Source organism: Saccharopolyspora sp. NPDC050389 (assembly GCF_040655595.1).
GTDB lineage: Bacteria > Actinomycetota > Actinomycetes > Mycobacteriales > Pseudonocardiaceae > Saccharopolyspora.
The window spans coordinates 1-23,339 of the sequence record NZ_JBFAKG010000127.1 but is presented as its reverse complement, the minus strand read 5'-3'; the positions used below and the strand labels follow the sequence as shown (position 1 = coordinate 23,339).

Here is a 23,339-nt window from a genome sequence, read left to right as displayed (position 1 = left end):
CGGTGCAGGGACAACTTGCACGCCGGGTTCGGAGGGCGGAGCGGAGAAACGGACCGGATCGAAAGACCGGCACCGCGCTTCGCTCCGACCCTACTTCTCCCGTGCTCCTACGGGTTCCGTCCCGGACGCCGGGCACAGGACGCGATCGCCGAGACGTGGTTTTTGGCCAAGCACTCCTATGAGTGGGTGGTCGAGGGCGATATCGAGGCGTGTTTCGACATGATCGACCACACGGCCCTGATCGACCGGGTGCGTTGTCGTGTCGGGGACAAGCGCGTGCTGGGCCTGGTGAAGGCGTTCCTGAAAGCGGGCATCCTCAACCAGGACCGGCAGTTCAGGAACACCGAAACCGGCACTCCGCAGGGAGGCATACTCTCGCCGCTGCTGGCCAACATCGCCCTGTCGATCCTGGACGAGCACTTCGCCCAGGTCGAGGGCGGCCCGGCCACCCGCGAGTGGGAGCGCCGCAAACGACGGCAGCGTGGCCAGGCCAACTACCGATTGATCCGGTATGCGGACGATTTCCTGGTCATGGTGTCCGGCGACCGCGCACACGCCGAACAGGCGCGCGACGTGGTGGCGGCGGTCCTGGCGCCGATGGGCCTGCGCCTGTCGGAGACCAAGACGATGATCACCCATATCGACGAGGGCCTCGACTTCCTCGGCTGGCGCATCCAGCGCCACCGCAAACGAGGCACCAACCAGCAGCACATCTACACCTACCCGGCCAAGAAAGCCCTCAAAGCCGTCATGGCCAAGGTCAAGAAGATCTGCCGGGAGAACAACAACGAACCCCTGGCGGTCCTGCTGCGCCGACTCAACCCGGTGCTGCGGGGCTGGGCCACCTACTTCCGGGCCGGGGTGTCCGCCTCGACGTTCCAATACCTGTCCAAGTACGCCTGGGAACGGGTAATGGGATGGATGTGCATTCTCCGGTGTCCTAACGGGCACTCCACGTGACCTCGCTCCCGACTTGTACGAAAGTCAGTGACCAAGTGGGATCACCTGGTGTGCCCAGGTGGTCGAAGTTCTCCCTAAGGAGACGAATGTGGCCAGCGCAGCTCCCCATCTCATCGGCGGCAGCACCACTGCGACGGAGACCACGGTACCCCCGCCCCGGACAGGCGCGGAGCCCCTGTCGCGGCTACCGGCCGAGGACCTCGACACCCTGCTGATGATCCGTCACTTCGAACTGGCCGTGCTGGAACTGTTCTCGCAGGGTCTGCTGCACGGCACCACGCACACCTGCCTCGGGCAGGAGTACATTCCCGTCGCGCTCTACGCACTGCTGGACGAGGGCGACTACGTCTTCAGCAACCACCGCGGGCACGGCCACTACCTGGCCCGCTTCCGGGACCCGCACGGCCTGCTGGCGGAGATCATGGGGCGCGAGGGCGCCGTGTGCCACGGGGTGGGCGGCAGCCAGCACATCTACCGCGACCGCTACCTGTCCACCGGCGTACAGGGCGAGAGCCTGCCGGTGGCCGCGGGTGTCGCCCTGCACCTGCGACGGGCCGAGCCCGGACGGATCGCGGTGGTGCACATCGGCGACGGCACGTGGGGCGAAGGCGCGGTGTACGAGGCGCTCAACATGGCCCAGTTGTGGCGGCTGCCCCTGCTGGTCGTGGTCGAGAACAACAAGATCGCCCAGTCCACTCCGACCGAGCGGCAGATGGCCGGCACCATCCAGGCGCGCGCGGCGGCCTTCGGCATCCGGCACCACCACGTCACCTCTCATGATGTCGCCCGGGTGCGCCGGGAGTTGTCCGGCGTGATCGACGACATCCGCACCCAACACCAGCCCTTGGTGGTGGAGTTCACCACGAACCGCGTGGGCCCACACAGCAAGGGAGACGACTCCCGCCCCGCCGAGGTGATACGGCACGCGGCCGCGCACGACTGGTACCACCGGTACGAGGAGCAGCACCCGGAGCATTTCGCCGTGGCGGACCGGAGCCAGCGACTGGCGATCGCCGAGGCCGTGCGCGAGGTCCAGGCCCGCCCCGCGTCCCGCTGGGAGCACTCATGACCAGGCCGGAGCGGGTGATCGGCAACCTCAACCGGGCCCTGCACACGCTCCTCGACAACGATCCCCGCGCCTACGTCATCGGCGAGGACATCGCCGACCCGTACGGCGGCGCCTTCAAGGCCACCCGGGGCCTGTCGGACCGCCACCCGGAACGGGTGATCTCCTCGCCGATCAGCGAGGGCGGCATCGTGGGCGTCGCCGCCGGGCTCGCCCTGACCGGCAACCACTCGGTCGTGGAAATGATGTTCTCCGACTTCGCCGCCCTCGCCTTCGACCAACTCCTGAACTTCGCCAGCAAGTCCGTGTCGATGTACGGCCGCACCGTTCCGATGAGCATGGTGGTCCGCTGCCCCACCGGCGGCAACCGGGGCTACGGGCCGACCCACAGTCAGAGCCTGCAGAAGCACTTCATCGGCATCCCCGCGCTCAGCCTGCACGAGATGTCGCCGTTCCACGACAACGCGGACGTCCTCACCGCCATGCTCTCCCGCGAGCAGCCGTGCGTGCTGTTCGAGGACAAGACGCTCTACACCCGCACGATGCACCAGGGCGGGGTCGTCGACGACCTCTTCCGGTACGAGCTGCTCGACGACCCGAGCCGGACCGCGCGCGTGTTCCCCGTGGACTGCGCTGACCCGGACTGGATCATCCTGGCCCCCGGGGGCCTAGTCGAGCGAGCCGTCGCCGCCATGCGCACCCTGCTGCTGGAGGAGGAAGTCACCTGCGAACTCCTGGTGCCCTCCCGGCTCTACCCGTTCACCGTCGAACCGCTGCTCGCGACGGTGTCCCGCGCCCGCCGCATCTGTGTCGCAGAGGACAGCGCGGCAGACGGCACCTGGGGCGAAATGCTCGCCCAGCAGCTGCATGAGCACCTGTGGCGACGGCTGGCCCGCCCCGTACTGCTGCTCAGTGCCCAACCGAGCGTCATCCCCACCGCCGCCCACCTGGAGCACACCGTCCTGCTCCAGGCGACCGCACTCCGCCGCGCCCTCACGGAGGCTTCCCAGTGATCAGCGTCAAGCTGCCCACCCTCAACACCAACGACGCCAGCTACGTCTTGGTCGAATGGCTCGCCGAGCACGGCGCACGCATCAAGAAAGGGCAGCCGCTGGTGGTGATCGAGACCTCCAAGGCCCAGGAAGAGATCGACAGCACCGCCGACGGCATCCTGCACACCCTCCTCGCAGGCGGCGCTGACTGCCGCCCCGGTCAGACCGTCGCCCACCTCTTCGCCTCGGCGGACGAACGCCATGCCTACCTCTCCGCACCGGCCGTCGACCCCGCCGCACGGCCGGAGCCGGCAACCGATGCCGGCCTGACGCTCACCAAGGCGGCGCGCGCCCTCGCGGACCAGCACGGCCTGACCGACAACGAACTGCGCGGACTGGGCCGCACCGTGATCCGCGCAGCCGACATCGAAGCGCTGCTGCCACGCCCCGCGCAAGCCGGTGCCCCCACCGACCGGCAACTGTCGGCGCAGCAGCGGGCGGTGGGCGCCGTGGTCACCGAGTCGATGCGCACCATCCCGGCCGCCGCCGCCTACGCCAAGGTCGACGTCGGCCAGGCTCAGGACCTCGCCCGGCAACTGCGCCGGCGCACCGGCAGCTTCGTCTCCCTGCTCGGCCTCCTCATCAAGTCGGTGGCAGACCAACTCCCGGCGCACCCAAGCCTGTTCACCCGGCTCCTCGACGACGGCACCATCCAGCCCGCCCCCTGCGCACACGTCGCGGTGGCCGTGGACGCCGGAAAGGGCCTGTACACCCCGGTCGTACACAACACCGCCGCGCTGAGCGTCGCCCGGATCGCCGACGTGATAACAGGATTCCGCGACAAAGCCGTCCGCGGCACTTTCCGAGCCGACGAGCTCACCGGCGCCAACATCTTGATCGCTTCGCACACCGCCGACGGTGTGGTCTTCGCCACCCCCATCGTCTTCCCCGGCCAGACCTGCGCGCTCTCCCTGGGCGGCATCGACGAACAGCTCGTCCTGGACCAGCGGGGCAGGCCGGAAGCCCGCCGGTTCACGTACCTCGGTCTGGTCTACGACCATCGCGTGGTCAACGGCCGCGACGCGATGGCCTTCCTTGGCGACCTCAAACAAGCACTGGAGACACCAGCCGCCCTTGCGGCCGGTACCGAAGGCGACGAGGACGCGCCAAAGAAGGCGTGCGAGCCCCCGACCTGACAGGGGGCCTCCACGCGCGGCGCGGCAGCCGGAGCACGGCGTCCGCAGCCCACTCCTCGGCATACGACTGCGGGTGCCGGGGAAGTGATCGCTGCCTATGCACCCACCTGGTCCCTGTGATGTGTGCCGCTGACGGTGATCGACTACACGGCCGAGGCTTCGGTCTGTGCCTTCTGGCGCAGTCTCTCATAGGGAGTCTGTCCGTCGAGTCCGCCGTGTGGGCGGTCGAAATTGTAGTAGTCCTGCCATTCCTTGAGTTTGGCGTTGAAGACGTTGGCGTCGTCGATGACGGCACCGTCGAGCAGCCGGTAGAACTCCTCGGCGTCGATCCGGTGGGAACGCTCGACCTTGCCGTTCAGCCGGGGTGTTCGGGGCTTGATGTAGCGGTGCTGGATGCCCTTGTCGAGCACGTGCCAGTGGAACGCTGACTGGAACTCTGCGCCGTTGTCTGTCTGGATGGTCTCGACGGCGAAGGGCAGCTGGGAGAGCACGTAGTCGAGGAACTGGATCGCGGTCTTCTGGTTGTTGTGCGGGTAGATCTTGAGCACACGCAGGCGGGTGCAGTCGTCGATCGCCGTGTATTGGTAGAACTTCCCGCGCCGGCCTACGGGCTTCATCGGCACGCCGGTGGCGGCCGCCTTGGGCAGCGGCTCGACGAACTTCACGTCGATCTGGACCTGGTGGCCCGGCCGCTGCTTCTCGTAGCGTTTCCAGCGCCGGTCATGGCGCTTGTAGCGCTGCGACGCGGGCAGCCGGCCCATGTCCATGCGGTGCAGGATGCGCCAGACACCGGACTTGCTGATCGTGATGTCGTGGTAGCGCTTGAGGTACATCTGAATCTTCTCTGGGCCGAAGTGGTAGTTCTGCCGCAGATAGATGATCTTCTCGACGACTTCGACGCCCTCGGCTTCGTACCGGCGGAGCCAGTTGTAGTACGTCGGCCGACTGATACCGAAGTAGCGGCAGGTCATGGCCACGTTTCCGGAGACTTCCTCGACGTGACGCAGGACCGCCAGACGCCGACGCGCCTGGCGGTCCAACTGGGGCTCACTCACCAGCAACTCCTAATGATCAGGAAGCCCCGGTGTCAAGCATCTCCGTCAGTTTTATACGACACCCGGCGGCGGGCCGAGCGTGCGCCCGTAGTCGCGTGGAGCAGGTGGCGCCGGTCCCCTATGAGGAGCGGTCCAGCGGTCGGGCCGGCAGGTTTGTATCCAGTGCTCCATGAAGGAGTTCATCCACGGCATTCGGATGCCGCTGGTGACGACAGTGATCCCGTCGAAGGACTGAGTGTGCGGCTGGTCCGGTCAGTCAGCCTTCGGCGGCGCTCCGCAATGCCGAGAAGTTAGGGCTCGGGCTCCTCCCTCAAGCGAGTGGGCGAAAGTCTGTAGTGCCCCTGTTTGGGTCGTTCCAGGAAGCCGAGAGTGGCCCCCGCGGACGCGTCCCAGCCAGGCGCGGTTATCGGTGGTGTCCGGCATGTGCAGTGAGTGGCAGCCGTCGAAGGCCACCGTGCGTAGCCCGCGATAGCCCACGCCCGGCGTGCCGACCGAGGAGCGGAACCGCCAGGACCTCGAACAAGGCGCGAAACGGCGTCGGCCCCGGCCGGGCCCGCAGATGCCGCAGCGCCGCCGCAGTAGGGCGCGTAGTCCGAGTGCCCCATGAGTGGACCAGCTTCTCCCACACCAGTGCCATCCCCAGGTGCGGGAACAGACTCAAGGCGAGCACAAACTACACGCCGCAGAGGGATGGCAGCAGGCGCAGTCGTTGCTGGAGCCGACCGGCCTCCGTCAGGACCGGATGGCGTCCCTCCTGAACGACGGTCTGGCTATCGGGCGGCCCGGGAACCTCCGGCGCCCTGGGGATCTCGACGCACGGTCATCGTCCCCAGGTCCTCGACGGTTGCGGCGTCAGCGTCCCCCTGGCCCATTACGTGACGTTCCGGGTGGGGAATTGGCTGACCGCCGACACATGTACAGCCGTGCGCGCTTCCAGCCGCTCCTGCATACCCGGATCTCACCCAGCCATAAAGAGTGCCGGCAACGGCACGGCCCGGCCGGAACCCGGAGCCGACATCCCGCTGTTCGTCGCCTCCTGCGTGTTCACCAAGCAAGGCCGCGCGTTCGGTTGTCCGAAGGCCGCGAGCGCCACTTGAGGTATGGATAAGCAACCGCGGAGAGCACAGACAGGTGCTCGGCAGGTGCGGTCAACCGCGCAGGCCCCGGGATGCCTCATCCGGCAGGACGCGCGCCGATGACTGAGCAGACCGTGGCGTCGCGATAACCGAGCCGGACCTGCTCGGGCAGGACGCGAACCGTGAAGTCCGCGGGGAGCGAGGGTACCTGAAGCCCCGGGGCGTCACCGTAAGGCTCGAAGCCGCAGCGGCGCAGCCGGTTGATCCAGGTAGCGGCCGCCTCGTGCCGCTCGAAACGCTGGTCGTCGGTGCGCGAGCCGACGATGTTCATGATCTCGCGGGCGAAGAACGTCTTCATGTGGTCCTTCTCCTGCCGGGTGGCAGGCGCGGCCTCGATGGCGCGAAGGATGGTGCCGAAGAACCGCCATGAGTTGAAGAACCGCTGCGGGAAGGACACCTCATGGTGGTCGGTGTCGAACTCGTTCAGCACCACCCCGCACGGGACCAGCATGCGCAACCGCTGGAAGAACTCGTCCCGGGCGTCGTGACCGGGACTCGGGTCCTGCATGTGGTGGAGCGCCAAAGAGGCGTTGACCACCAACGGGACGTCAATACGGGACAGGCTCATCCAGTCGTCATCGTCAAGTTCCTCAGCCACCTTCGCCACGGGGAGGAAGTCCAGATCGACACCGTGCTCGGCCGTGGCCTGCCGCAGGGTGCGCTCGGCTGTGGCCAGGCTTTCCCGGTCGGGGTCGACACCGATGACCGTGCAGTGACGCAATCCCGGGTTTCCGGCTGCGAGACCGTGCAGCAGCGCGCTCTCCTGGCGGCCGTGCCCAATGCCGACCGACATCAGGGCGAAGTCGTCCGCGGCGCCCACCTGCCCGGCGAGCAGCTCGTTGACGACCCGGCTCGTGTCCATGAACGGCAGGTGGGTGGTGAGCAGGTAGTACAGATCGATCTGCGGCTGGTCGTAGGCCTGTGTGTACAGGTTGGTCTCCGAGGGGCTGCCGTGCTCCTCGACACGGTTGACCAGTGCGGCACGGTAGAGCTCGTACGCCGCGTCCTGCGGCCGCACCTCGGGCCCGATCAGCTTCCGCAAGGTCTCCAGCACGGGACGGGCCTGCGCGGGGCGGCCGGCGTGGATGTGGGCGACGGCGTCGCACAGCAGGGCGAACTTCTCCATGCCTGTCCGCGACAGGGGCTCCGCGCCTGTCCGCGACAGGGGCTCCGCGCCTGTCCGGGGCGGGGGTGCCGTGGTCTCCGTCGCAGTGGTGCTGCCGCCGATGAGATGGTGTCCTGCGCTGGCCACAGTCGTCTCCTTAGGGAACTTCGACCACCTGGGCACACCAGGTGATCCCACTTGGTCACTGACTTTCGTACAAGTCGGGAGCGAGGTCACGTGGAGTGCCCGTTAGGACACCGGAGAATGCACAGCTGGGCAAATGAGGAACATCGTGACTGCGCCGAGACACTCATCCGTCGGTTTTCGAGGCCAACTCGACCACTGCCAGATGCGCCGCTACGACGCCCGGCACCGGCACAGCACCCTCGCGATGCTCGCCTCACCTTCCTCACCGTCACAACAGCCATCGCTTCAACAGCCATCGCTTCAAGAGCTTTGGCAGCGGCCTGCTCCCCTCTGCCGTGGCTGGGATTCGTGCCGGACAAGGTGTCTACCGCACCGCCGGTAGCGGTGGCCCGGCTGGCCGACCAGTTGGGTATCGACCCCGTCAAGCTGCGGTCCTACAGCCGGCGGGCGAAGACCCGCACCGAGCACCTGCGGCTGGTCGCGCAGTACCTGGGTTGGCGCCCGACGTCGACGCTGGAGCTCAAGGAGCTCGACGAGTTCCTGCTTGCGCGAGCGATGGAGCACGACTCGCCCACGCTGCTGTTCCGCTTGGCGTGCGAGTACCTGATCTCTGCGCGGGTGATCCGGCCAGGACCGGTGACCGTGGTGAAACGGGTCGCGCACGCCCGCGAGGAAGCACAACGGGAAACCTTCGCCCGGCTGGCACACGAGTTCACCGACGTTCGGTGTGCCGCGCTGGACGGGCTGCTGGTCACCGACCCCGAGGTCAAGACCACACGGCTGCGGTGGCTGGCCACCGGCCCGGTCGAAGCATCCCCGGCCGCGATCAAGGCGGAAGTCGCGAAACTGGCGTTCCTGCACGGCCTGGGCGCCGACGCCCTGGACCTGTCGGTGCTCCCGGCCGAGCGGCGCCGGTTCCTGGCCACCGTCGGCCGCAGGCTGACCGCCCAGGCGCTGGAGCGGCGAGATCCTCAGCGCCGCTACCCGATCCTGCTCACGCTGCTGACGCAGTCGGCGACCGACGTGCTCGACGAGGTCGTGGGGTTGTTCGACCAGGCCATCTCGGCGCGGGAAGGCAAGGCCGAGCGGAAGATGCGCGACACGCTGGCCGAGCGCGGGAAGTCCGGAGAGGACCGCCAGGCCCTGCTCGACGATCTCCTGGACATCATCTTCGACCTGGGGCTCGACGACGAGCGGATCGGCGGGTTGATCCGGGGCGAGCGGATCGGGTGGCCCCGCCTACGGTCGGCACGGGAGCAGGCCGCACCTCGGCTGCCGCGCGACCACGGGCACCTGGCTGCCCTGGATGGCTCCTACGGGTACCTGCGGCAGTTCACCCCGCAGGTCCTGGCCGCCGTCCGGTTCGCCGGCGGGACCGCGGCGGCCGGACTGCTGGAGGCGGTGGAGATCCTTCGGGAGCTCAACGCCACCGGCGCCCGGCGCGTCCCTGACAAGGCGCCGGATGGGTTCGTGCCCACGCGGTGGCGCGGCTACCTCGACGCCGCGCGCAAGTCCGGGAATACCAGTGCCTACCGGCACTACTGGGAGCTGTGCACACTGCTCGGGTTACGCGACGGACTGCGCACCGGCGATGTGTACGTGCCCGGCTCACGGCGCTACTCCGACCCGCCACCTACCTGGTGACCTCGGACAAGTGGGCGACGCAGCGCGTGGAGTTCTGCCAGCTCGTGGGCAAATCCGCCGACCCCGCCCGCGCCCTGGCCGCAGCCGAGGACGAGCTCGGTGAGGCACTCGGCGAGCTGGAGGAAGTCCTGGCCGCCGGTGACGGCCCGGTGCGCCTGGACGATGGCGGAGACCTGGTGATTTCCCCTCTGACAGTGATGATGTTCGTGGTGACGCCGTAGGCGGGTCTGACCCACCCTCTGACTGACGTCTTGACTGTCCTGTTTGGGATTTGTCGGCCCGCTGGGGCGTCACCACGCACGCGGCCGGACGGGTGCTTGTGACTTCATAGGAGCTTGGTCCAGAAGCCCCGTCACTGTCTTGTCCACCCGCCCGACCGGCGCGTGCCGCCCTCGGAACGGATACGCAAGGACGGACGTGACCAGCATGACGCATGATGCCCCGGAGATCACTGGCGGAGTCGACACCCACGGTCTGACCCATCACGCCGCAGTAATCGACTCGGTCGGCCGGCATTTGGCCGACCGGGAGTTCCCGACCACGATCCGGGGTTACCGGGACCTGCTGGACTGGATGCGCTCCCATGGCACGCTCATCGCGGTGGGGGTGGAGGGCACCGGTGCCTACGGGGCCGAACTCGCCCGGGTGCTCACCGCCGGCGGGGTCGCGGTCGTCGATGTCGACCGGCCGGACCGCAAAACCCGGCGGACGAAAGGGAAGTCCGACCCCATCGACGCCTATGCCGCCGCTACGGCCGTCCTGTCCGGCCGGGCCACCGGCGTCCCCAAGAGCCGGGACGGTGTGGTCGAGTCGGTGCGCGTCCTGCGGGTCGCGCGCCGCAGCGCGGTCAAGGCCCGCACCCAGGCCATGAACCAGATCCGGGGCCTGCTCGTTTCCGCGCCCGCGATGCTGCGTGAGCAGACCACTGGGCTGGACCGGGCCGCGCTAATACGCACCTTGACCCGGCTGCGGCCCGGCGAGGACCTGTCCCGCCCGCTGGCGGCCACCCGGGCTGCGCTGCGCCGGCTCGCCCGCCGCCACCAGGCCCTGGACGTCGAGATCGCCGAGCTGGACGCGGAGATCGGCCCGCTGTCACGCAGGCGGCCCCCGCGCTGGTGGAGATGTTCGGCGTCGGGCCGGAGACCGCCGGCCAGCTGCTGGCCTCAGCCGGGGACAACCCCGAACGCATGCGCTCCGAGGCCGCGTTCGCCCACCTCGCGGGCGTCGCCCCGATCCCGGCGTCCTCCGGCCGCACCCACCGCCACCGCCTCAACCGCGGCGGCGACCGGGCCGCCAACAACGCCCTGCACACCATCGTTTTGGTCCGCATGCGTTTCGACGAGCGCACCCGTGCCTACGTGCAACGCCGCACCAAGCAAGGACTGTCGAAGAAGGAGATCATGCGCTGCCTCAAGCGATTCGTCGCCCGCGAGGTCTACCGCGCCCTGACCGCCCAACCGACCACACACATTACTCAAACCGACCTCGCTCCAGCTGCTTGACAGCTATAGGAGCATCCACACCCTGAAATTCGCCCTGCATCCCCTGATTCCGGGCCCAATCTCGGATAGCCTGGTTTCGTTCGCGGTCGGCCGCGGTCGGCGTAGTAGAGGGGTTGCCGGCCTTGGCGGCGGCGCTTGCGGCCACCGGTCTTCTGTGCGTTGGCCACGAAAGACGCCAGCGAGTCGCGGAGTTTGGCGGCGTTTTCGATGGACAGGTCAATTCGCGAAGATTCCTGGGTGCGTCTGTGCATGTCGGTGACCGGGTCGGCGAACCTCATGGTGAACGCGTGGACGGCGGACATGGCAGACCTGATGAACATGCAGGACAGCCTCGAACGCCCGCTGCCCCAGGGCGGCATCCTGAACAGCTCGGTGATCCTGCGGACGCGCAAGCGGGTCGGTTGGCTGATGCACCCGGACGGCCGCTGCACCGGCGAGGTCATCCCGCTTTCCGGGCCGCTGACCGAGCCCCGAGCTGAAAGCCGGGCGCGGGCGCGGAAAACGCCCCCGCGCCCGGGCGGTCAGACCTGGCCGGCGCCGGGGCGGCCGTCCTCGATCACAAAGCGGGCGCGGTCGCGGATGGGCGAACCGGGGGTCTCGACGTAGTCGATGACGCGGAAGTCGGCCTTCCACTCGGAGTGCGTGATGGTGTTGCGGACGTAGCCGCGATTGCGGTTGATGAACTTGATGTGCGGGTTCTCCTGGAGCTGGACCGCGTCGGTGGGGTTCTGGTCGACGCCGTTGCCGTTGGAGGTGATCGAGGTGCCGACCAGCTCGGTGGCCACGGTCGCCGAAGCCGGGTCGTCGAAGTCGGCCTTGATGTCGGCGACGTAGTTGGCGTGCACGTCGCCGGTGATCACGACCGGGTTGGAAGCCTTGGCCAACTGGTCGCGCACGAGGTTGCGCTCCACCACGTAGTTGTCCCAGGCGTCGTCGCTGAAGGAGTCGTCGTCGCCCGCGGTGAAGTCGCGCTGCGAGAAGAAGACCTGCTGCGCCAGCACGTTCCAGCGGGCGGTCTGGCCGCCCAGGTTGCGCAGCAGCCAATCGCGCTGGTCGGCGCCCAGGATCGTGCGCTCGGGGTCCAGTCGCTTGGCCTGGTCCTGGAAGTCGCGGTACTGGCGGGTGTCCAGCAGGTGGAAGTCCACCAGGTCGCCGAAGGTCAGCCGGCGGTGGATGCGGATGTTCGGGCCCGACGGGCGCTGCGTCGAGCGCAGCGGCATGTTCTCGTAGTAGGCCTGGAACGCCTCGGCGCGGCGCTGACGGAAGACCGCCAGGTCCTGGTCTGGCTCGCTGTCCGGCTGGGAGCGGTCGCCGGCCCAGTTGTTCTCCACCTCGTGGTCGTCGAAGACGACCACCCACGGGAAGGCGGCGTGCGCGGCCTGCAGGTCCGGGTCGGTCTTGTACTGGGCGAGCCGCGTGCGGTAGTCGGCGAGGCCGAAGATCTCGCGCGCGGGTACGTGCGCGCGGCCGATGGTGCCCTTGGCGCCGCTCTCGTAGATGTAGTCGCCGAGGAAGGCGACCAGGTCGAGGTCCTCCTCGACCATGTGGGAGTAGGCGCTGAAGTGGCCGACGGGGTAGTTCTGGCAGCTGGCGAAGGCGAACGCGAACCGGTCGAGCCGCGCGCCGAAGCGCGGCGCGGTCTTCGTGCGGCCGACCGGGCTGAGCTCGCCGTCGACCCGGAAGCGGTAGAAGTAGTCGGTGGCGGGCTCGAGGCGGTCGAGCTCGACGTGCACCGAGTGGGCGGATTCCGGCCGGGCCATCTCGGTACCGTCGGCCACGACGTGGCGGAACTGCTCATCGGTGGCGACCTGCCACTGCACCGGCACGATCCGGTCGGACATGCCGCCGAGCCCGTCCTCGGCGAGCGGGTTCGGGGCCAGTCGGGTCCACAGCACGACGCCGGAGGGCAGCGGGTCACCGGAAGCGACGCCGAGCGAGAACGGGGAGCGGATCGGCCTGACTCCCGCGCCGGGGGAGGCGCTGGCGACGGCACCTAGACCGGTGCTGCCCAGCGCTGCCGCGCCGAGGGCTGCCGTGCCGGCTAACAGGACCTTGCGGCGGGACGGGGTTGCTTGGCTGGGGCCGGGATTCTCTGACATGTGCCACCTGTTCGGCAGTGCGCGGTCCGCACGGCGTGCGTCCACGCATGATCGGGAAATTCGGACGAACGGTAGTTCCGCCAGATGGCCGACAGACGAACCAGCATTGTCCCCCCGATGTACCTGAGGGGTAGGGACTGGCGTCCCGCAGCGGGCAACCCCCAAGATCGCTGGCGGCTCATCCGCTGACGGGCGCGTCGACGTCCAGCGAGATGCCGTTCTTGGCGCGGTCCACCGACTCCTCGGACGCGGGGCCACCGGGGTTCTCGGTGGCCAGCGCCTGGTTGAGGGCGACGAACGGGCGCATCCGCCGCTCGTAGGCGGCGAAAGCGGCGGTGTGATCGACGTCGGACCGGCTCAACTCCTCGGCGAGCACGTAGGCACCGACCAGGGCCAGGCTGGTGCCCTGCCCGGACAGCACCGAGGCGCAGTAGCCGGCGTCGCCGATCAGAGCGACCCTGCCGGTCGTCCAGCGGCCATGTGGATTTGCGCCATCGCGTCGAAGTGGAAGTTCGGCGCGTCGGCCATTGCCGCTAGGAGCTTCGGAGTCTCCCATCCGAGGCCGGCCAACCGGTCGGTGAGGATCTGCTTCTGCCCCGGTGGTCGTAGGCAACCGGCTCGGACATGAAGCCGAGGGTGACCCGCAGCTCCGCGTTGTCGCGCACCGGGTAGATGACGCCGCCGGCGCCGGATTCCTCGTCGTGGAACCAGACCTGCCAGTTGTCGAGGCCCAGGAAGTTGGTCGTCGGGAAGATCGCCATGTACTGGCCGAGGTGCTTGCTGAACTGCTGCTCCGGCCCGAAAGCCAGGCGGCGCACGGCGGAGTGCGCTCCGTCCGCGCCGATCACGAAGTCGAAAGTGCGGAAACCACCGCGATCGAACTCGACCCGGACACCGTGCTCGTCCTGCTCCAGAGCGGAGATCAAGTCGTGGAAGACGTACTCCACCTCGTCCTCGGTCACCTCGTGCAGCATCGCCGTCAGGTCCTCGCGCAGGAGCTCGACGTCCTCGCCGTCCAACCGGCCGCTGCTGAAAGCGTGCTCCTCGGACTGAACAGCTCGTTGCTGGCACCGTCCATCATGGACATTACCCGCATAATCGCCGGTGGTGCTCCGCACCGTGTAGACCCGAAGCCCAACACGCGCTCGAAACCGTTCGGCGAGTTTTCGCTCAGCCGGTCCAGTTCTTCCAACGCCCCGCCGGCACCGGACATCTCGTCGTTGCTGCGGTGCAGGCTGGCGTGCAGGGACAGCTTCCGTTCCAGCGGGCGCGCACCTTCGGATCCCAGATCTCGATACGTCCACAAGCAGTAGCCGCCGGTTTCGACCGCGATCGTGCCGGTCTGGTAACGCTCCCCGATCATCTGAGTCGCCGTCTGCGGGGAAACCAGATCGCAGATCTGCGGGAGCGCCTTGAACCGGTCGTTCTCCGAATCCAGGCCGGGGTTTCCAGTGCACCCCGCGGCGAGCGCACCTAGCAATACTGCCACAACCCGCCCTGCAAGAGTCGCGATCGTCATTTCGGCCTGACCTTCCAAACACGTGAGTCCGCCCGGGTGGACGGAGCTGATCATCGAGTTGCGGCCATCGGCGCCGGACTCACCTGCTGGCTTGATGCTTGCGTCGGCGCCACCAGACCGTCATGCGGTGCTGCCTTCCGCGGTGAGTCGCACAGGTAGGGCCTGCGTGCTGTTGGAGAACAGGGACGGGAACGGCACCAGCTCGCCTGCGTCGACGGCCAAGTTGAGCTCGGGGTAGCGGTGGAACAGGGCGGGCAGCGCGAGGGTGCCTTCGAGGCGGGCGAGGTGGGCGCCGAGGCAGATGTGGGGTCCGCCGCCGAAGGCGAGGTGTTTGGTGGTTTCGCGGGTGATGTCGAAGCGGTCGGCGGCGGGGCCGTGGTGTGCGGGGTCGCGGCCGGCGCCGCTGTAGCAGGCGAGGATGGCCTCGCCGCGCGGGATCGTGACGCCTGCGATGGTGATGTCTTCCAGGGGGTAGCGGGCGGGGAAATTCCCGATCGGGGCGTCCCAGCGCAGCGTCTCTTCAACAACGGCGGCCCAGGTGCTGTCATCGCCGTGGAGGGTGATGTCGCGTTGCTCGAGGTGGGTGAGCAGGGCGCGGGTGGCGTTGACGATCAGGCTGAGGGTCGTTTCGTGCCCGGCGGTGAGCAGCAGCCAGAGCGTGTCGATGAGCTCGTCGTCGCTGAGGGCGTCGGGGTCGTGGTCGTTGGTGGCGATCAACGCGGTGGTCAGGTCGTCGCCGGGTTCCCGGCGGCGCAGGTCGACGAGTTCGCGGAGCAGGGCGTGGCGGTCGCGTTGGGTCGCCACGACGTCCGCGGCTGTGGTGTTGGCGCGGAAGATGCTGTCCACCAGGTCCCGCAGCTGCGCGCGCCATGGTTCGGGGACGCCGACGAGTTCGCAGATGACCTGCATCGGGATGGGATAGGCGTAGTGCTGCCGCACATCCACGACGCCGTTGGCGTCGGCGTGGGTGGGTAGTGCGTCGAGGAGCGTGGTGACGATGTGCTCGATGCGGGGGCGGAGGTGTTCGACGCGGGCGCGGGTGAATGTTTTGGTGACGGGTCGGCGCAGCCGGTGGTGATCGGCTCCGTCGCTGGTGACCATGTTGGTGACTTCGATCATGCCGATCAGCGGCCAGTCATCAGCGATGTCGCCGTTCTGGATCGCGTTCCAGTTGCGCCAGTTCTTGGACACGCGGGAATCGGTGACGAGGTCGGCGAGCACGGCGTGGTCGGTGACTGCCCAGACCACGACATCGCCGGGGAGGATGACGCGCACAACAGGCCCTGCCTGGCGCACGCGGGCGGCTTCGCCGTGGTGGTCGGTCGCGAGCGGGTCGAGGCGGATGACGGGACCTGCTGATCGGTCATCGGGTAGTCCTCCTAGCCGGAGTGAAGCGCACGGGCAAACTCGCGGGGCAGCGGGTCCAGGGCGCGCCGAACGACGCCTCGGCACCGCCACCGGCGGCTGGGACCTGCACGACCTGCGCCACTCCCGGCTCACCCACGCCGGCGAAGACGGCGCCACCGAGGCCGACCTGATGAACCTCTCCGGCCACGAGGACCGCCGCACCCTCCAGCGCTACCTCAAGCCCAGCAAGGAAGGCACCCACCACCGGCTGGACGAGATCGACGCTCAACGCGGCGCCTGGACACCCAGCGCGGAGGAACTCGCCGCCCGCATGACCACGCACTGACCAGAATCAGTGCAGGTCAGGCATATCCGCCCGAAATTTCCTGAGTACTACGGGGACCCCTTGACAGTCACTCCGCCTGGCTCCGGGCCGCCTGTCTCCCGCTTCGCGCCCGGCTTGGACCGCCTGCAAGGCGAACTGGATCAACCACCCCGCCGCGAATGTTGATCACAGCGCTTATGCGAAGCGTCGCACACGCAACTATCCACAGTGGCCCCAATGGGCATGGGTTTGGGCATGAACGGTCGCCGATCATGCCCACGGAGCACCATGAGAGCGAGATCACACGCCCAATGACCAGGCGATACACCAGAGCCACAGCGTGAAGCCGACTCAAAATCCGTACAGTGTGCGTTCGAATCGCACCGGGGGCACTTTGTTGACCAGGCGAAACAGCCGGGCATACGGAACCGGCTGGATTCGTGCGCTGCCTGGGGATCACGGTCACTTCGGTGGCATTCGTAGGGCGCCGTCGAGGCGGATTACCTCGCCGTTGATCATCTGGTTGTCGATGATGTGTGCGGCGAGCGAGGCGAACTCTTCCGGTGTGCCGAGCCGGGGCGGATGGGGTACGCGCTGTTCGAGGGTTTTCCGTGCTTTGTCGGGAAGGCCGAGCATGAGGGGTGTGGCGAAGATGCCCGGGGCGATGGTGTTCACGCGGATCCCGTGTTCGGCCAGGTCACGCGCGGCGCTGAGCGTCAGCGCGGCGATACCGCCTTTGCTGGCGGCATAAGCGGCTTGGCCGATCTGGCCGTCGTAGGCGGAGATCGAGGAGGTCATGATCACGGCGCCTCGGTCGCCGTCGACCGGTTCGTTCGCGGACATCCGCGCGGCGGCGAGTCTGAGCACGTTGACCGTGCCGACGAGGTTGATGTCCAGCACCTGTTTGAACTCGTCGAGCGAGAGCGGGCCGCCGCTTCCCAGGATCCGCCCCGGTGTCGCGATCCCGGCGCACGTGATGACCACTCGCAGCCCGCCGAATTCCTCAGCGGCATCGAGTGCACGTGACACTCCCGCTTCTTCTCGAACATCGGCGGGCACGAAAACCGCGCGTTCTCCGAGGGCGTCAGCTAGCGACTGACCTGAGGAGCAGGGCAGGTCGGCGATGACGACCGAAGCGCCTTCGCGGTACAGGCGCCGCACGGTCGCTTCGCCGAGACCAGAAGCACCTCCAGTCACCACAGCCGCCGTTGTCGGATCAATGCGCATGTTTCTCCTGGAATCGCGTGGATTTCGGAAGCTGGCGAGTGCGTTCGTCAGTCAGCGTGAAGCTCGCGCAGTTTGAACCGCTGCACCTTCCCGCTGGGTGTCTTGGGGAGCGCGTCCACGAACCGGATCAGTCGGGGGTAGGCATGGGCCGAGTAACGCTCGCGCACGTACGCCTGAAGCTCCCGAACGAGGTCGTCTCCGGGCTCGGCACCTTCGAGGAGAACGGCATAGGCCACCACGATTTCGCCGCGCACACCGTCCGGGTCCTTCTGCCCCACCACGGCGACGTCGGCGACAGCGGGGTGGGTGATCAGCACGCTCTCCACGTCGAACGGTCCAATCCGGTATCCGGCGGCCAGGATGACGTCGTCGTCCCGTGCGGTGAAGAAGAAGTAGCCGTCCTCATCGACACGTCCGGTGTCGCCGGTGAGGTACCAGGCGCCGTCCCCGGTGAAGCGCTCGTCGGTGCGCTCGGGCTCTCCCCGGTACCCGGTGAACCAGAACAGCGGACTCTTGGTCGACACCGCGATCCGTCCGTCGACGACGTCGGCGACGATGCCCGGCAGCTGCTGTCCCATCGACGCGTCCTTGAGCGGACGTGCCACGTTCTCGTGCGCGCAGTTGCCGATGACCATGCCCAGTTCGGTCTGCCCGTAGTGGTCGCGGATCTCGACGTCGAGGGTCTCGCGCGCCCACCGCACGATGTCAGGTGTCAGTGGCTCTCCCGCCGAACACGCACGTCGCAGCCGCACGCCCTCGACGAGGCCGCTGCGGCCGATGGCCCGGTACATGGTGGGTGCACCGGCGAAGTTGGTCACCGCCTGCCGTCGCAGGACCTCCGTGGTGAGCTCGGGGGTGAATCCGGCGTCCACCAGCAGGTTGCGCCGGGCCGCGGCCAGTGGTGTGACGATGCCGTAGTAGAGGCCGTAGGCCCACCCGGGGTCGGCCGCGTTCCAGTGCACGTCGTCCGCCGTGACGTCCATGGCGAAGTGCATGTACGACCGGAACCCGGCTATCGCCCGTACCGGCACCGGAACGCCCTTCGGCCGCCCCGTCGTGCCGCTGGTGTAGAGCTGCAGGAATGTGCCGTCGCCGCCAACCGTCTCCCGCCCGGTGTGGGGTTCACGGTCGGCAGCGGCCCGCTCCAACTGGTCGACGTCGAGTGCCGTGATCCCGGGAATCGGGTCGACCTTGGCACGCTGCGCGCGGTCGGTGATCACGAGCTCGGCGCCGGCCGCCTCGACGCGCAGCTGGACGGCTCCGGTGGCGAACGCGGTGAACAGCGGCACGTGGACCGCACCGAGGCGCCAGATCGCCACGAGCGTGACGATGAGTTCCGGTCGTTTTCCCATGAGCACCGGCACTCTGCTGCCGCGCCGCAATTCGTGGTCGGCGAGCACGGTGGCGAGTCGGCGGGAACGCTCGGCGAGCTCACCGAAGGTCAGGTCGTGCGTCCGCAGGTCGGCGTCGACGAAGGTGAAGGCGACCGCATTCGGGTCGTGCCGGTCGCACAGCAGCCACGCGACGTCGGCGTCCCGTGCGTCGTACTCGGCGAGCCAACCTTCGATGGTTGGACGGGTGTCGCTGGTCAACGCTGCCTCCCGCGGGCTGGTTCGGGATGGATTCGTCACGGCGCACGCTCCGGCGCCTGGCGGGACAGCGCCCGGATCGTGTCGACACCACCGGGGTCGATGATGTCGCCGTGGCGGGAGAGGTTGTTGGCGTGCCCGGCGATGTGCAGGGCGAACGCCGACTCCAGCGCCACGTCCTGGCCTTGGGCGGCGAGGCTGTTGTTGACGCTGGACTTCGCCAGCCGCAGCGCGTACTCGGGCATGCGTGCGATCCGCCGTGCGAGGTCGAGGGTGAAGTCCGCGAGGTCGTCGTCGGGGACCACGTGGTTGACCATGCCCAGCCGATGTGCGTCCGCAGCAGTCACAGGAGCGCCGGTGAACAGCATTTCCTTGGCCTTGCGCGCGCCCACCTCCCACACGTGGGTGAAGTACTCCGCACCGTTGAGCCCGAATGCCGCTACCGGATCGGAGAAGGTCGCCGATTCGCCGGCCACGATCAGGTCCATCGGCCACAACAGCATCAGCGCTCCGGCGATGCAACGCCCGTGGGCCTGGGCGATCGTGGGTTTGGGCAGATCGCGCCACCGGCGGCACATTCCCAGATAGGCCTCGCATTCGAACGCGTGCCTGCCCTCGACCCCGTCGGCGTCGAAAGCGCCCTCGAGGGTGGCCACGGACGGCCCGGGAATCCTCGAGTCGCGTTCGTCGAGATCATGTCCGGCGGAGAAGTCGGGGCCCGCACCAGCCAGGATGATCACCCGGACTGTGCGGTCCCGGACCGCGATCGCCAGCGCCTCGTCGAGGTCGTAGAGCATCTGGGGGTTCTGCGCGTTGCGACGCTCGGGCCGGTTCAGCACCACCCGCGCGATACCGGTCTCCGGGCTCTCGAGAAGCACGGACGAACTCATGCAACCCCCTCGTCCCCGTTGTGCCCCGCCGCCTCGAGGTACTGCTGCTTGAGACGGCGCTTGAACAGTTTTCCGGTGTCCTCGCGCGGCAGCTCGTCGGCGAGCACCACTTCCCGCGGTACCTTGTAGCGCGCCAGGCGGGAGCCGACGTGGGTCCGGATCTCGGCCGGGTGGAGGATCGCGCCGGGGATCGGCTGGATGTGGGCGGCGAGCACCTCTCCCAGGTCGGGGTCGGGGATGCCGAACACGGCCACATCGGCGACCCCCTCGATGTCGAGCAGGCACGCCTCGACCTCGGCGGGGTAGATGTTCACGCCGCCCGAGACGACCATGTCGTTGAGCCGGTCGCTGAGGTAAAGATAGCCCTCGTCGTCGAGGTGGCCGATGTCGCCGAGGGTGAGGTAGCCGTCCCTTTCCATCCGACGGCGTTTGGGCTCGTCATCGATGTAGGTGAAGTCCGGCCAGCCGGTGAAGCAGCGCCCGTAGACGATGCCGTCCTCGCCCACCGGCTTGTCAGTTCCGTCCTCTCCGAGGATGCGCACATCGGCATCAAGGATCGGGCGCCCGACGGTGCCCGGACGGCTCAGGGCCTCCGCCGTGTCGCAGGCGGTGAAGGCACCCACCTCGGCGCCGCCGTAGTACTCGTGCACGATCGGACCCAACCAGCCGATCATGGCTTCCTTGACGTGCCGCGGGCACGGCGCGGCCGCGTGCACGATGGCCTTCAGCGAGGAGAGGTCGTAGGAACGCCGCACCTGCTCGGGCAGCTGCAGCAGCCGGTTGAACATCGTAGGAACCATCTGCACGCTGTTGACGCGGTTCTCCTGCACCAGCCGCAGGAACTCCTCGGCGTCGAAGCGAGGCATGATGTGCAAGTTCATGCCCAGCGCGACGGCGAAGGTGGCGTGCACGTTCGGAGCGGAGTGGTAGAGCGGCGCCGGGATGAGGGTCGTCTCGGCTGGAGCCAGGTGCCACAGCTTCGCGATGTTGGCCAGCAACGTCGGGCGGTCGGCCACCGCGACCGGGTCGCGGAGCACTCCCTTGGCCCGCCCGGTGGTGCCGGACGTGTAGATCACGCTCATCGGGGCGGCAGGTGAGGGTTCGGTGCGGGGTTCGTGGTCGTCGATGCGCTGCGACAGCGTCGGCCACCTTCCGGTGGACGGCTGTTCGGCCAGCCCGTAGGCGCACCGCACCCCGGGCGATATCTCCGCCTCGATGATCGGCAGCCCGGGTGCGCTGGACTCCACGGCCGGCAGCAGGTCGGTGTGGACCACCGCGCGCCGGGAGCGGCTGTCGGCCAGCGCGTGTGCGAGGTCGTCCCCCGTCCAGTGCCAGTTGATCGGAACCGGGGCAGCCCCGACGAGCCCGACCGCGAGCGTCACCTCCACGAACGCGATGTCATTGCGCATGACAACGGCGACGCGGTCGCCCGGACCGATCCCGTCGGCGTTGAGGGCCGATGCCAGTCGCGCAGCACGGGTGCGCAGCGTCTCCAGCGACTGAGAAGTTCCGCCTGAGTGGATTCGCGGTTCGCTCATGCCAGGTCCCTTCTCAGTGGAAGTCGGCCGGAACCGGAGTGAAGGACACCCGGCGCGTCCACTCCTGGATCGCCCGGCCAAGAACCTCGTCGTAACTCATGCCCTCGATGGGAGCCGCCTTCTCCACCTCGGCGAGCACCGCCGGCGGAACATCCGGGATGGACACGCCCGCGTGCTCGGCCCACTTCTGCGTCGAGTTGCGGAACTGGCGGGTGGTCACCGGCGAACCGATCACGTTGGCAGGGTCGGCCATCGCCCGTTCCGAGGTGACGAACACGACGCCTTCCTCGGTGAGCCGACCGAGGATCCGCTCGATGGTCGCACCGGCGACCGTCGTGCCGTGGATCAGCATGATGTGCGCCGGTGACCGGCCGAGCGCGGCAGTAGCCGCGGCTGCTTGGTTTTCCATCTGCTCGATCGCGGTGTCGACCAAGGTGTCCTCGATCCAGCGCTGCGCCGCCCGGTCCGTGAGCCGCAGGGCGCGGTCATAGGCGACCATGAACTGGGCGTCGTAGAACCAGAGCGTGACCGGGGAGGACAGGAACCCGTTTCGGCTCAGGTGAGTCTGGACCTGGCTCGTCTTGGTCGCGCTGTCGCCCTCCATGGCGAAGGCGTAGCGGAAGTAGCGCGACGGCGATGCCTCTATCCACCTGCTCAACAGCCGCTCGCTGGTCTCGATGTCGCGGAGGTAGGTGTCGACGTCCAGCCAGTTGAGGCTGATGTGCTGGTGCGTGTGGTTGCCGACGTAGTGCCCGGCGGCGCACCAGTCATCGAGGATGTCGAGCACGCGCGGATCTTCCTCCGTCGGCGCAGTGCTGTTGAAGGCGTAAACACCGGGAACCCCATAGGCTTCAAAAGCCTTCATCATCTTCTTCGACACGGTGTGCGGACCATGCCCTTCGGGAAACGGGATCCCGGTCCACTGGAATTGGTCGTCCACGGTGACCGCGACTTCGAGGCCTGAAAGCAGACCGCCAGAAGATTTCGACATCGGACTCTCCTTTGGGTTCGAGCGAAACTCGTGCCATCGTTGCGACAGACTCAAGCAATGCCAATGCCCATTGCTGATACACCGTTGTGTGGCGGGATCACATACGGAACGACCGGGGTGGACGCAGGGGGGTCTTGCGGTCGGTGCGGGTGCGGGTGAGCCGCAGGACCTGGGCAGCGCCGGGGAATCCGATACCGGTGGTGAGTTCGGTCGCTTTCAGGGTGCGGGTGTCCTGGCGGCCGTGGCCGCGTTCGCGGGTGACGGACAGGGAGGGAATGTCTTTCCAGGGCAGGGATTTCACTTGTTTCCGCAGGGTGGGCTGGTTGCCTTTGACCGTGAGGATGTAGTGGCCGCCACGATCACGGATGATCTGGGCGGTATCACGCTGGCAGTGCATGGCGTCGGCAGTGATGACCGCGTCGTGATGTCGAGTCCGCCCAGAAGCGTGGCGAGCACGGGGATTTCGTTGGTCTTGGCGCCGACGGCGACCTGGGTGAGAACGGCCCCGGTGCGCTGGCACAACCCGGACAGCAGGTGCACCAGCTTGCCGGCGGTGTCCTTGGCTCCTTTGACGGTCTTGCCGCCAAAAGCGATGACCCGCCGTCCGCTGATCGTGCTGGTGCGCAGCCACATCCACGCGCTGAGCATCTCGTCGAACGCATCACCGGGAAGTCGTTGCAGCACACGGCGGATCGTTGACTCCGACGGCGCCCGGCGAAGGACGCCCAGCCGGGTCAGCACACCCGCCGGTGCGTCGGTGGCCCACTCGGCGACCGCCGTGAACGAGCATGCCCCGGCCAGTGTGGCCGCCAGTGCGATGGCCAGCACCACCGCCAGACGGTGCCGCACGCCCCGGCGCTTGCGGGGATCGGCCACGCCCGTCAGCACCTCCAGCAATCCCTGGGGGACCGGCCAACCGACGTCCACGACGGGTGCGGGCCGGGCAGGGCCCGACTCGACCGGGCAATCCAGGACAGGAGATGATGACAACGCGGGCACGGCGACGACTTC

23 protein-coding genes and 2 pseudogenes are annotated in these 23,339 nt (G+C 68.0%); 9 read left to right on the top strand and 16 right to left on the bottom strand.

The annotated features are described in order from the left end of the window. Nucleotides 1–15 precede the first annotated feature (15 nt). From AB0I53_RS44800 to AB0I53_RS44785, 4 genes are all read left to right on the top strand, one after another. Nucleotides 16–960 (top strand): reverse transcriptase domain-containing protein, encoded by a 945-nt coding sequence (locus tag AB0I53_RS44800; protein WP_358615995.1) that lies wholly within the window; start codon nucleotides 16–18, stop codon nucleotides 958–960. 88 nt (nucleotides 961–1,048) lie between these two features. After that, nucleotides 1,049–2,029 (top strand): thiamine pyrophosphate-dependent dehydrogenase E1 component subunit alpha, encoded by a 981-nt coding sequence (locus tag AB0I53_RS44795; RefSeq protein ID WP_358615993.1) that lies wholly within the window; start codon nucleotides 1,049–1,051, stop codon nucleotides 2,027–2,029. Beyond that, nucleotides 2,026–3,039 carry a transketolase C-terminal domain-containing protein gene (locus tag AB0I53_RS44790; protein ID WP_358615990.1) on the top strand — a complete coding sequence of 338 codons (1,014 nt, stop codon included), beginning with the start codon at nucleotides 2,026–2,028 and terminating at the stop codon, nucleotides 3,037–3,039. The genes AB0I53_RS44795 and AB0I53_RS44790 overlap by 4 nt, the downstream gene beginning before the upstream one ends. After that, complete coding sequence (locus AB0I53_RS44785; RefSeq protein ID WP_358615988.1) at nucleotides 3,036–4,214, top strand: 2-oxo acid dehydrogenase subunit E2; 1,179 nt, start codon at nucleotides 3,036–3,038, stop codon at nucleotides 4,212–4,214. Before AB0I53_RS44790 ends, AB0I53_RS44785 begins: the two co-directional genes overlap by 4 nt. 143 nt (nucleotides 4,215–4,357) lie before the next feature. Here the strand turns inward: AB0I53_RS44785 and AB0I53_RS44780 are convergent, their stop codons facing one another. The 3 genes from AB0I53_RS44780 to AB0I53_RS44770 all read right to left on the bottom strand — a co-directional run bounded on the left by AB0I53_RS44780 (nucleotide 4,358) and on the right by AB0I53_RS44770 (nucleotide 7,657). Continuing rightward, nucleotides 4,358–5,269 (bottom strand): IS481 family transposase, encoded by a 912-nt coding sequence (locus AB0I53_RS44780; RefSeq protein WP_358615986.1) that lies wholly within the window; start codon nucleotides 5,267–5,269, stop codon nucleotides 4,358–4,360. A 403-nt stretch (nucleotides 5,270–5,672) separates the two neighbouring features. Continuing rightward, nucleotides 5,673–5,939: a transposase domain-containing protein gene (locus AB0I53_RS44775; protein ID WP_358615983.1), complete on the bottom strand. Its 267-nt coding sequence runs from the start codon at nucleotides 5,937–5,939 to the stop codon at nucleotides 5,673–5,675. A gap of 503 nt (nucleotides 5,940–6,442) precedes the next feature. Continuing rightward, nucleotides 6,443–7,657, bottom strand: a complete 1,215-nt coding sequence (locus AB0I53_RS44770) for a GRAS family protein (protein ID WP_358615981.1) — start codon at nucleotides 7,655–7,657, stop codon at nucleotides 6,443–6,445. A 360-nt stretch (nucleotides 7,658–8,017) separates the two neighbouring features. On the opposite strand from AB0I53_RS44770, the gene AB0I53_RS44765 reads away from it, so the two are divergent. From AB0I53_RS44765 to AB0I53_RS44755, 3 genes and pseudogenes are all read left to right on the top strand, one after another. Beyond that, nucleotides 8,018–9,301, top strand: a complete 1,284-nt coding sequence (locus tag AB0I53_RS44765; protein WP_358615979.1) for a DUF4158 domain-containing protein — start codon at nucleotides 8,018–8,020, stop codon at nucleotides 9,299–9,301. Continuing rightward, complete coding sequence (locus tag AB0I53_RS44760; protein ID WP_358615977.1) at nucleotides 9,298–9,522, top strand: hypothetical protein; 225 nt, start codon at nucleotides 9,298–9,300, stop codon at nucleotides 9,520–9,522. The genes AB0I53_RS44765 and AB0I53_RS44760 overlap by 4 nt, the downstream gene beginning before the upstream one ends. Nucleotides 9,523–9,727: 205 nt before the next feature. Then, a pseudogene (locus tag AB0I53_RS44755) lies at nucleotides 9,728–10,803 on the top strand (IS110 family transposase). Here AB0I53_RS44755 and AB0I53_RS44750 read toward each other — a convergent pair. Continuing rightward, nucleotides 10,772–11,024, bottom strand: a pseudogene (locus AB0I53_RS44750) (histone-like nucleoid-structuring protein Lsr2); the annotation flags it as partial. The pseudogenes AB0I53_RS44755 and AB0I53_RS44750 sit on opposite strands and share 32 nt — an antisense overlap. A 28-nt stretch (nucleotides 11,025–11,052) precedes the next feature. Between AB0I53_RS44750 and AB0I53_RS44745 the strand changes: the two are divergent. After that, nucleotides 11,053–11,409: a hypothetical protein gene (locus AB0I53_RS44745; protein ID WP_358615998.1), complete on the top strand. Its 357-nt coding sequence runs from the start codon at nucleotides 11,053–11,055 to the stop codon at nucleotides 11,407–11,409. Here the strand turns inward: AB0I53_RS44745 and AB0I53_RS44740 are convergent. From AB0I53_RS44740 to AB0I53_RS44720, 5 genes are all read right to left on the bottom strand, one after another. Continuing rightward, a complete protein-coding gene (locus AB0I53_RS44740) occupies nucleotides 11,325–12,902 on the bottom strand; it encodes an alkaline phosphatase D family protein (protein ID WP_358615974.1) in 1,578 nt (525 codons plus the stop codon). The genes AB0I53_RS44745 and AB0I53_RS44740 overlap by 85 nt on opposite strands. Nucleotides 12,903–13,080: 178 nt before the next feature. Beyond that, nucleotides 13,081–13,323 carry a hypothetical protein gene (locus tag AB0I53_RS44735; protein WP_358615972.1) on the bottom strand — a complete coding sequence of 81 codons (243 nt, stop codon included), beginning with the start codon at nucleotides 13,321–13,323 and terminating at the stop codon, nucleotides 13,081–13,083. A gap of 112 nt (nucleotides 13,324–13,435) precedes the next feature. After that, entirely contained in the window at nucleotides 13,436–13,921 is a 486-nt protein-coding gene (locus AB0I53_RS44730) for an FAD-dependent monooxygenase (RefSeq protein ID WP_358615970.1), read from the bottom strand. After that, the gene (locus AB0I53_RS44725) at nucleotides 13,882–14,439 is read right to left on the bottom strand and encodes a hypothetical protein (protein WP_358615967.1); all 558 of its coding nucleotides are present in this window, start codon (nucleotides 14,437–14,439) and stop codon (nucleotides 13,882–13,884) included. The genes AB0I53_RS44730 and AB0I53_RS44725 overlap by 40 nt, the downstream gene beginning before the upstream one ends. A 102-nt stretch (nucleotides 14,440–14,541) precedes the next feature. Continuing rightward, a complete protein-coding gene (locus AB0I53_RS44720) occupies nucleotides 14,542–15,696 on the bottom strand; it encodes a cytochrome P450 (RefSeq protein WP_358615964.1) in 1,155 nt (384 codons plus the stop codon). 67 nt (nucleotides 15,697–15,763) lie between these two features. On the opposite strand from AB0I53_RS44720, the gene AB0I53_RS44715 reads away from it, so the two are divergent. Then, the gene (locus AB0I53_RS44715) at nucleotides 15,764–16,114 is read left to right on the top strand and encodes a hypothetical protein (protein ID WP_358615962.1); all 351 of its coding nucleotides are present in this window, start codon (nucleotides 15,764–15,766) and stop codon (nucleotides 16,112–16,114) included. A 441-nt stretch (nucleotides 16,115–16,555) separates the two neighbouring features. Here the strand turns inward: AB0I53_RS44715 and AB0I53_RS44710 are convergent, their stop codons facing one another. From AB0I53_RS44710 to AB0I53_RS44680, 7 genes are all read right to left on the bottom strand, one after another. After that, nucleotides 16,556–17,320, bottom strand: coding sequence for an SDR family NAD(P)-dependent oxidoreductase (locus AB0I53_RS44710; RefSeq protein WP_132493052.1), 765 nt, complete (start codon nucleotides 17,318–17,320; stop codon nucleotides 16,556–16,558). 47 nt (nucleotides 17,321–17,367) lie between these two features. Further along, nucleotides 17,368–18,912 carry an AMP-binding protein gene (locus AB0I53_RS44705; RefSeq protein WP_358615959.1) on the bottom strand — a complete coding sequence of 515 codons (1,545 nt, stop codon included), beginning with the start codon at nucleotides 18,910–18,912 and terminating at the stop codon, nucleotides 17,368–17,370. Nucleotides 18,913–18,947: 35 nt separating this feature from the next. Next, a complete protein-coding gene (locus AB0I53_RS44700) occupies nucleotides 18,948–19,799 on the bottom strand; it encodes an enoyl-CoA hydratase (RefSeq protein ID WP_190816449.1) in 852 nt (283 codons plus the stop codon). Further along, the gene (locus AB0I53_RS44695; protein ID WP_358615956.1) at nucleotides 19,796–21,337 is read right to left on the bottom strand and encodes an AMP-binding protein; all 1,542 of its coding nucleotides are present in this window, start codon (nucleotides 21,335–21,337) and stop codon (nucleotides 19,796–19,798) included. The genes AB0I53_RS44700 and AB0I53_RS44695 overlap by 4 nt, the downstream gene beginning before the upstream one ends. A gap of 13 nt (nucleotides 21,338–21,350) precedes the next feature. Further along, nucleotides 21,351–22,328 (bottom strand): polysaccharide deacetylase family protein, encoded by a 978-nt coding sequence (locus tag AB0I53_RS44690; protein ID WP_358615954.1) that lies wholly within the window; start codon nucleotides 22,326–22,328, stop codon nucleotides 21,351–21,353. Nucleotides 22,329–22,425: 97 nt separating this feature from the next. Next, nucleotides 22,426–22,629 carry a hypothetical protein gene (locus tag AB0I53_RS44685; RefSeq protein WP_358615951.1) on the bottom strand — a complete coding sequence of 68 codons (204 nt, stop codon included), beginning with the start codon at nucleotides 22,627–22,629 and terminating at the stop codon, nucleotides 22,426–22,428. Beyond that, a complete protein-coding gene (locus AB0I53_RS44680; RefSeq protein WP_358615948.1) occupies nucleotides 22,626–23,216 on the bottom strand; it encodes an ISAs1 family transposase in 591 nt (196 codons plus the stop codon). Before AB0I53_RS44680 ends, AB0I53_RS44685 begins: the two co-directional genes overlap by 4 nt. Nucleotides 23,217–23,339 lie beyond the last annotated feature (123 nt).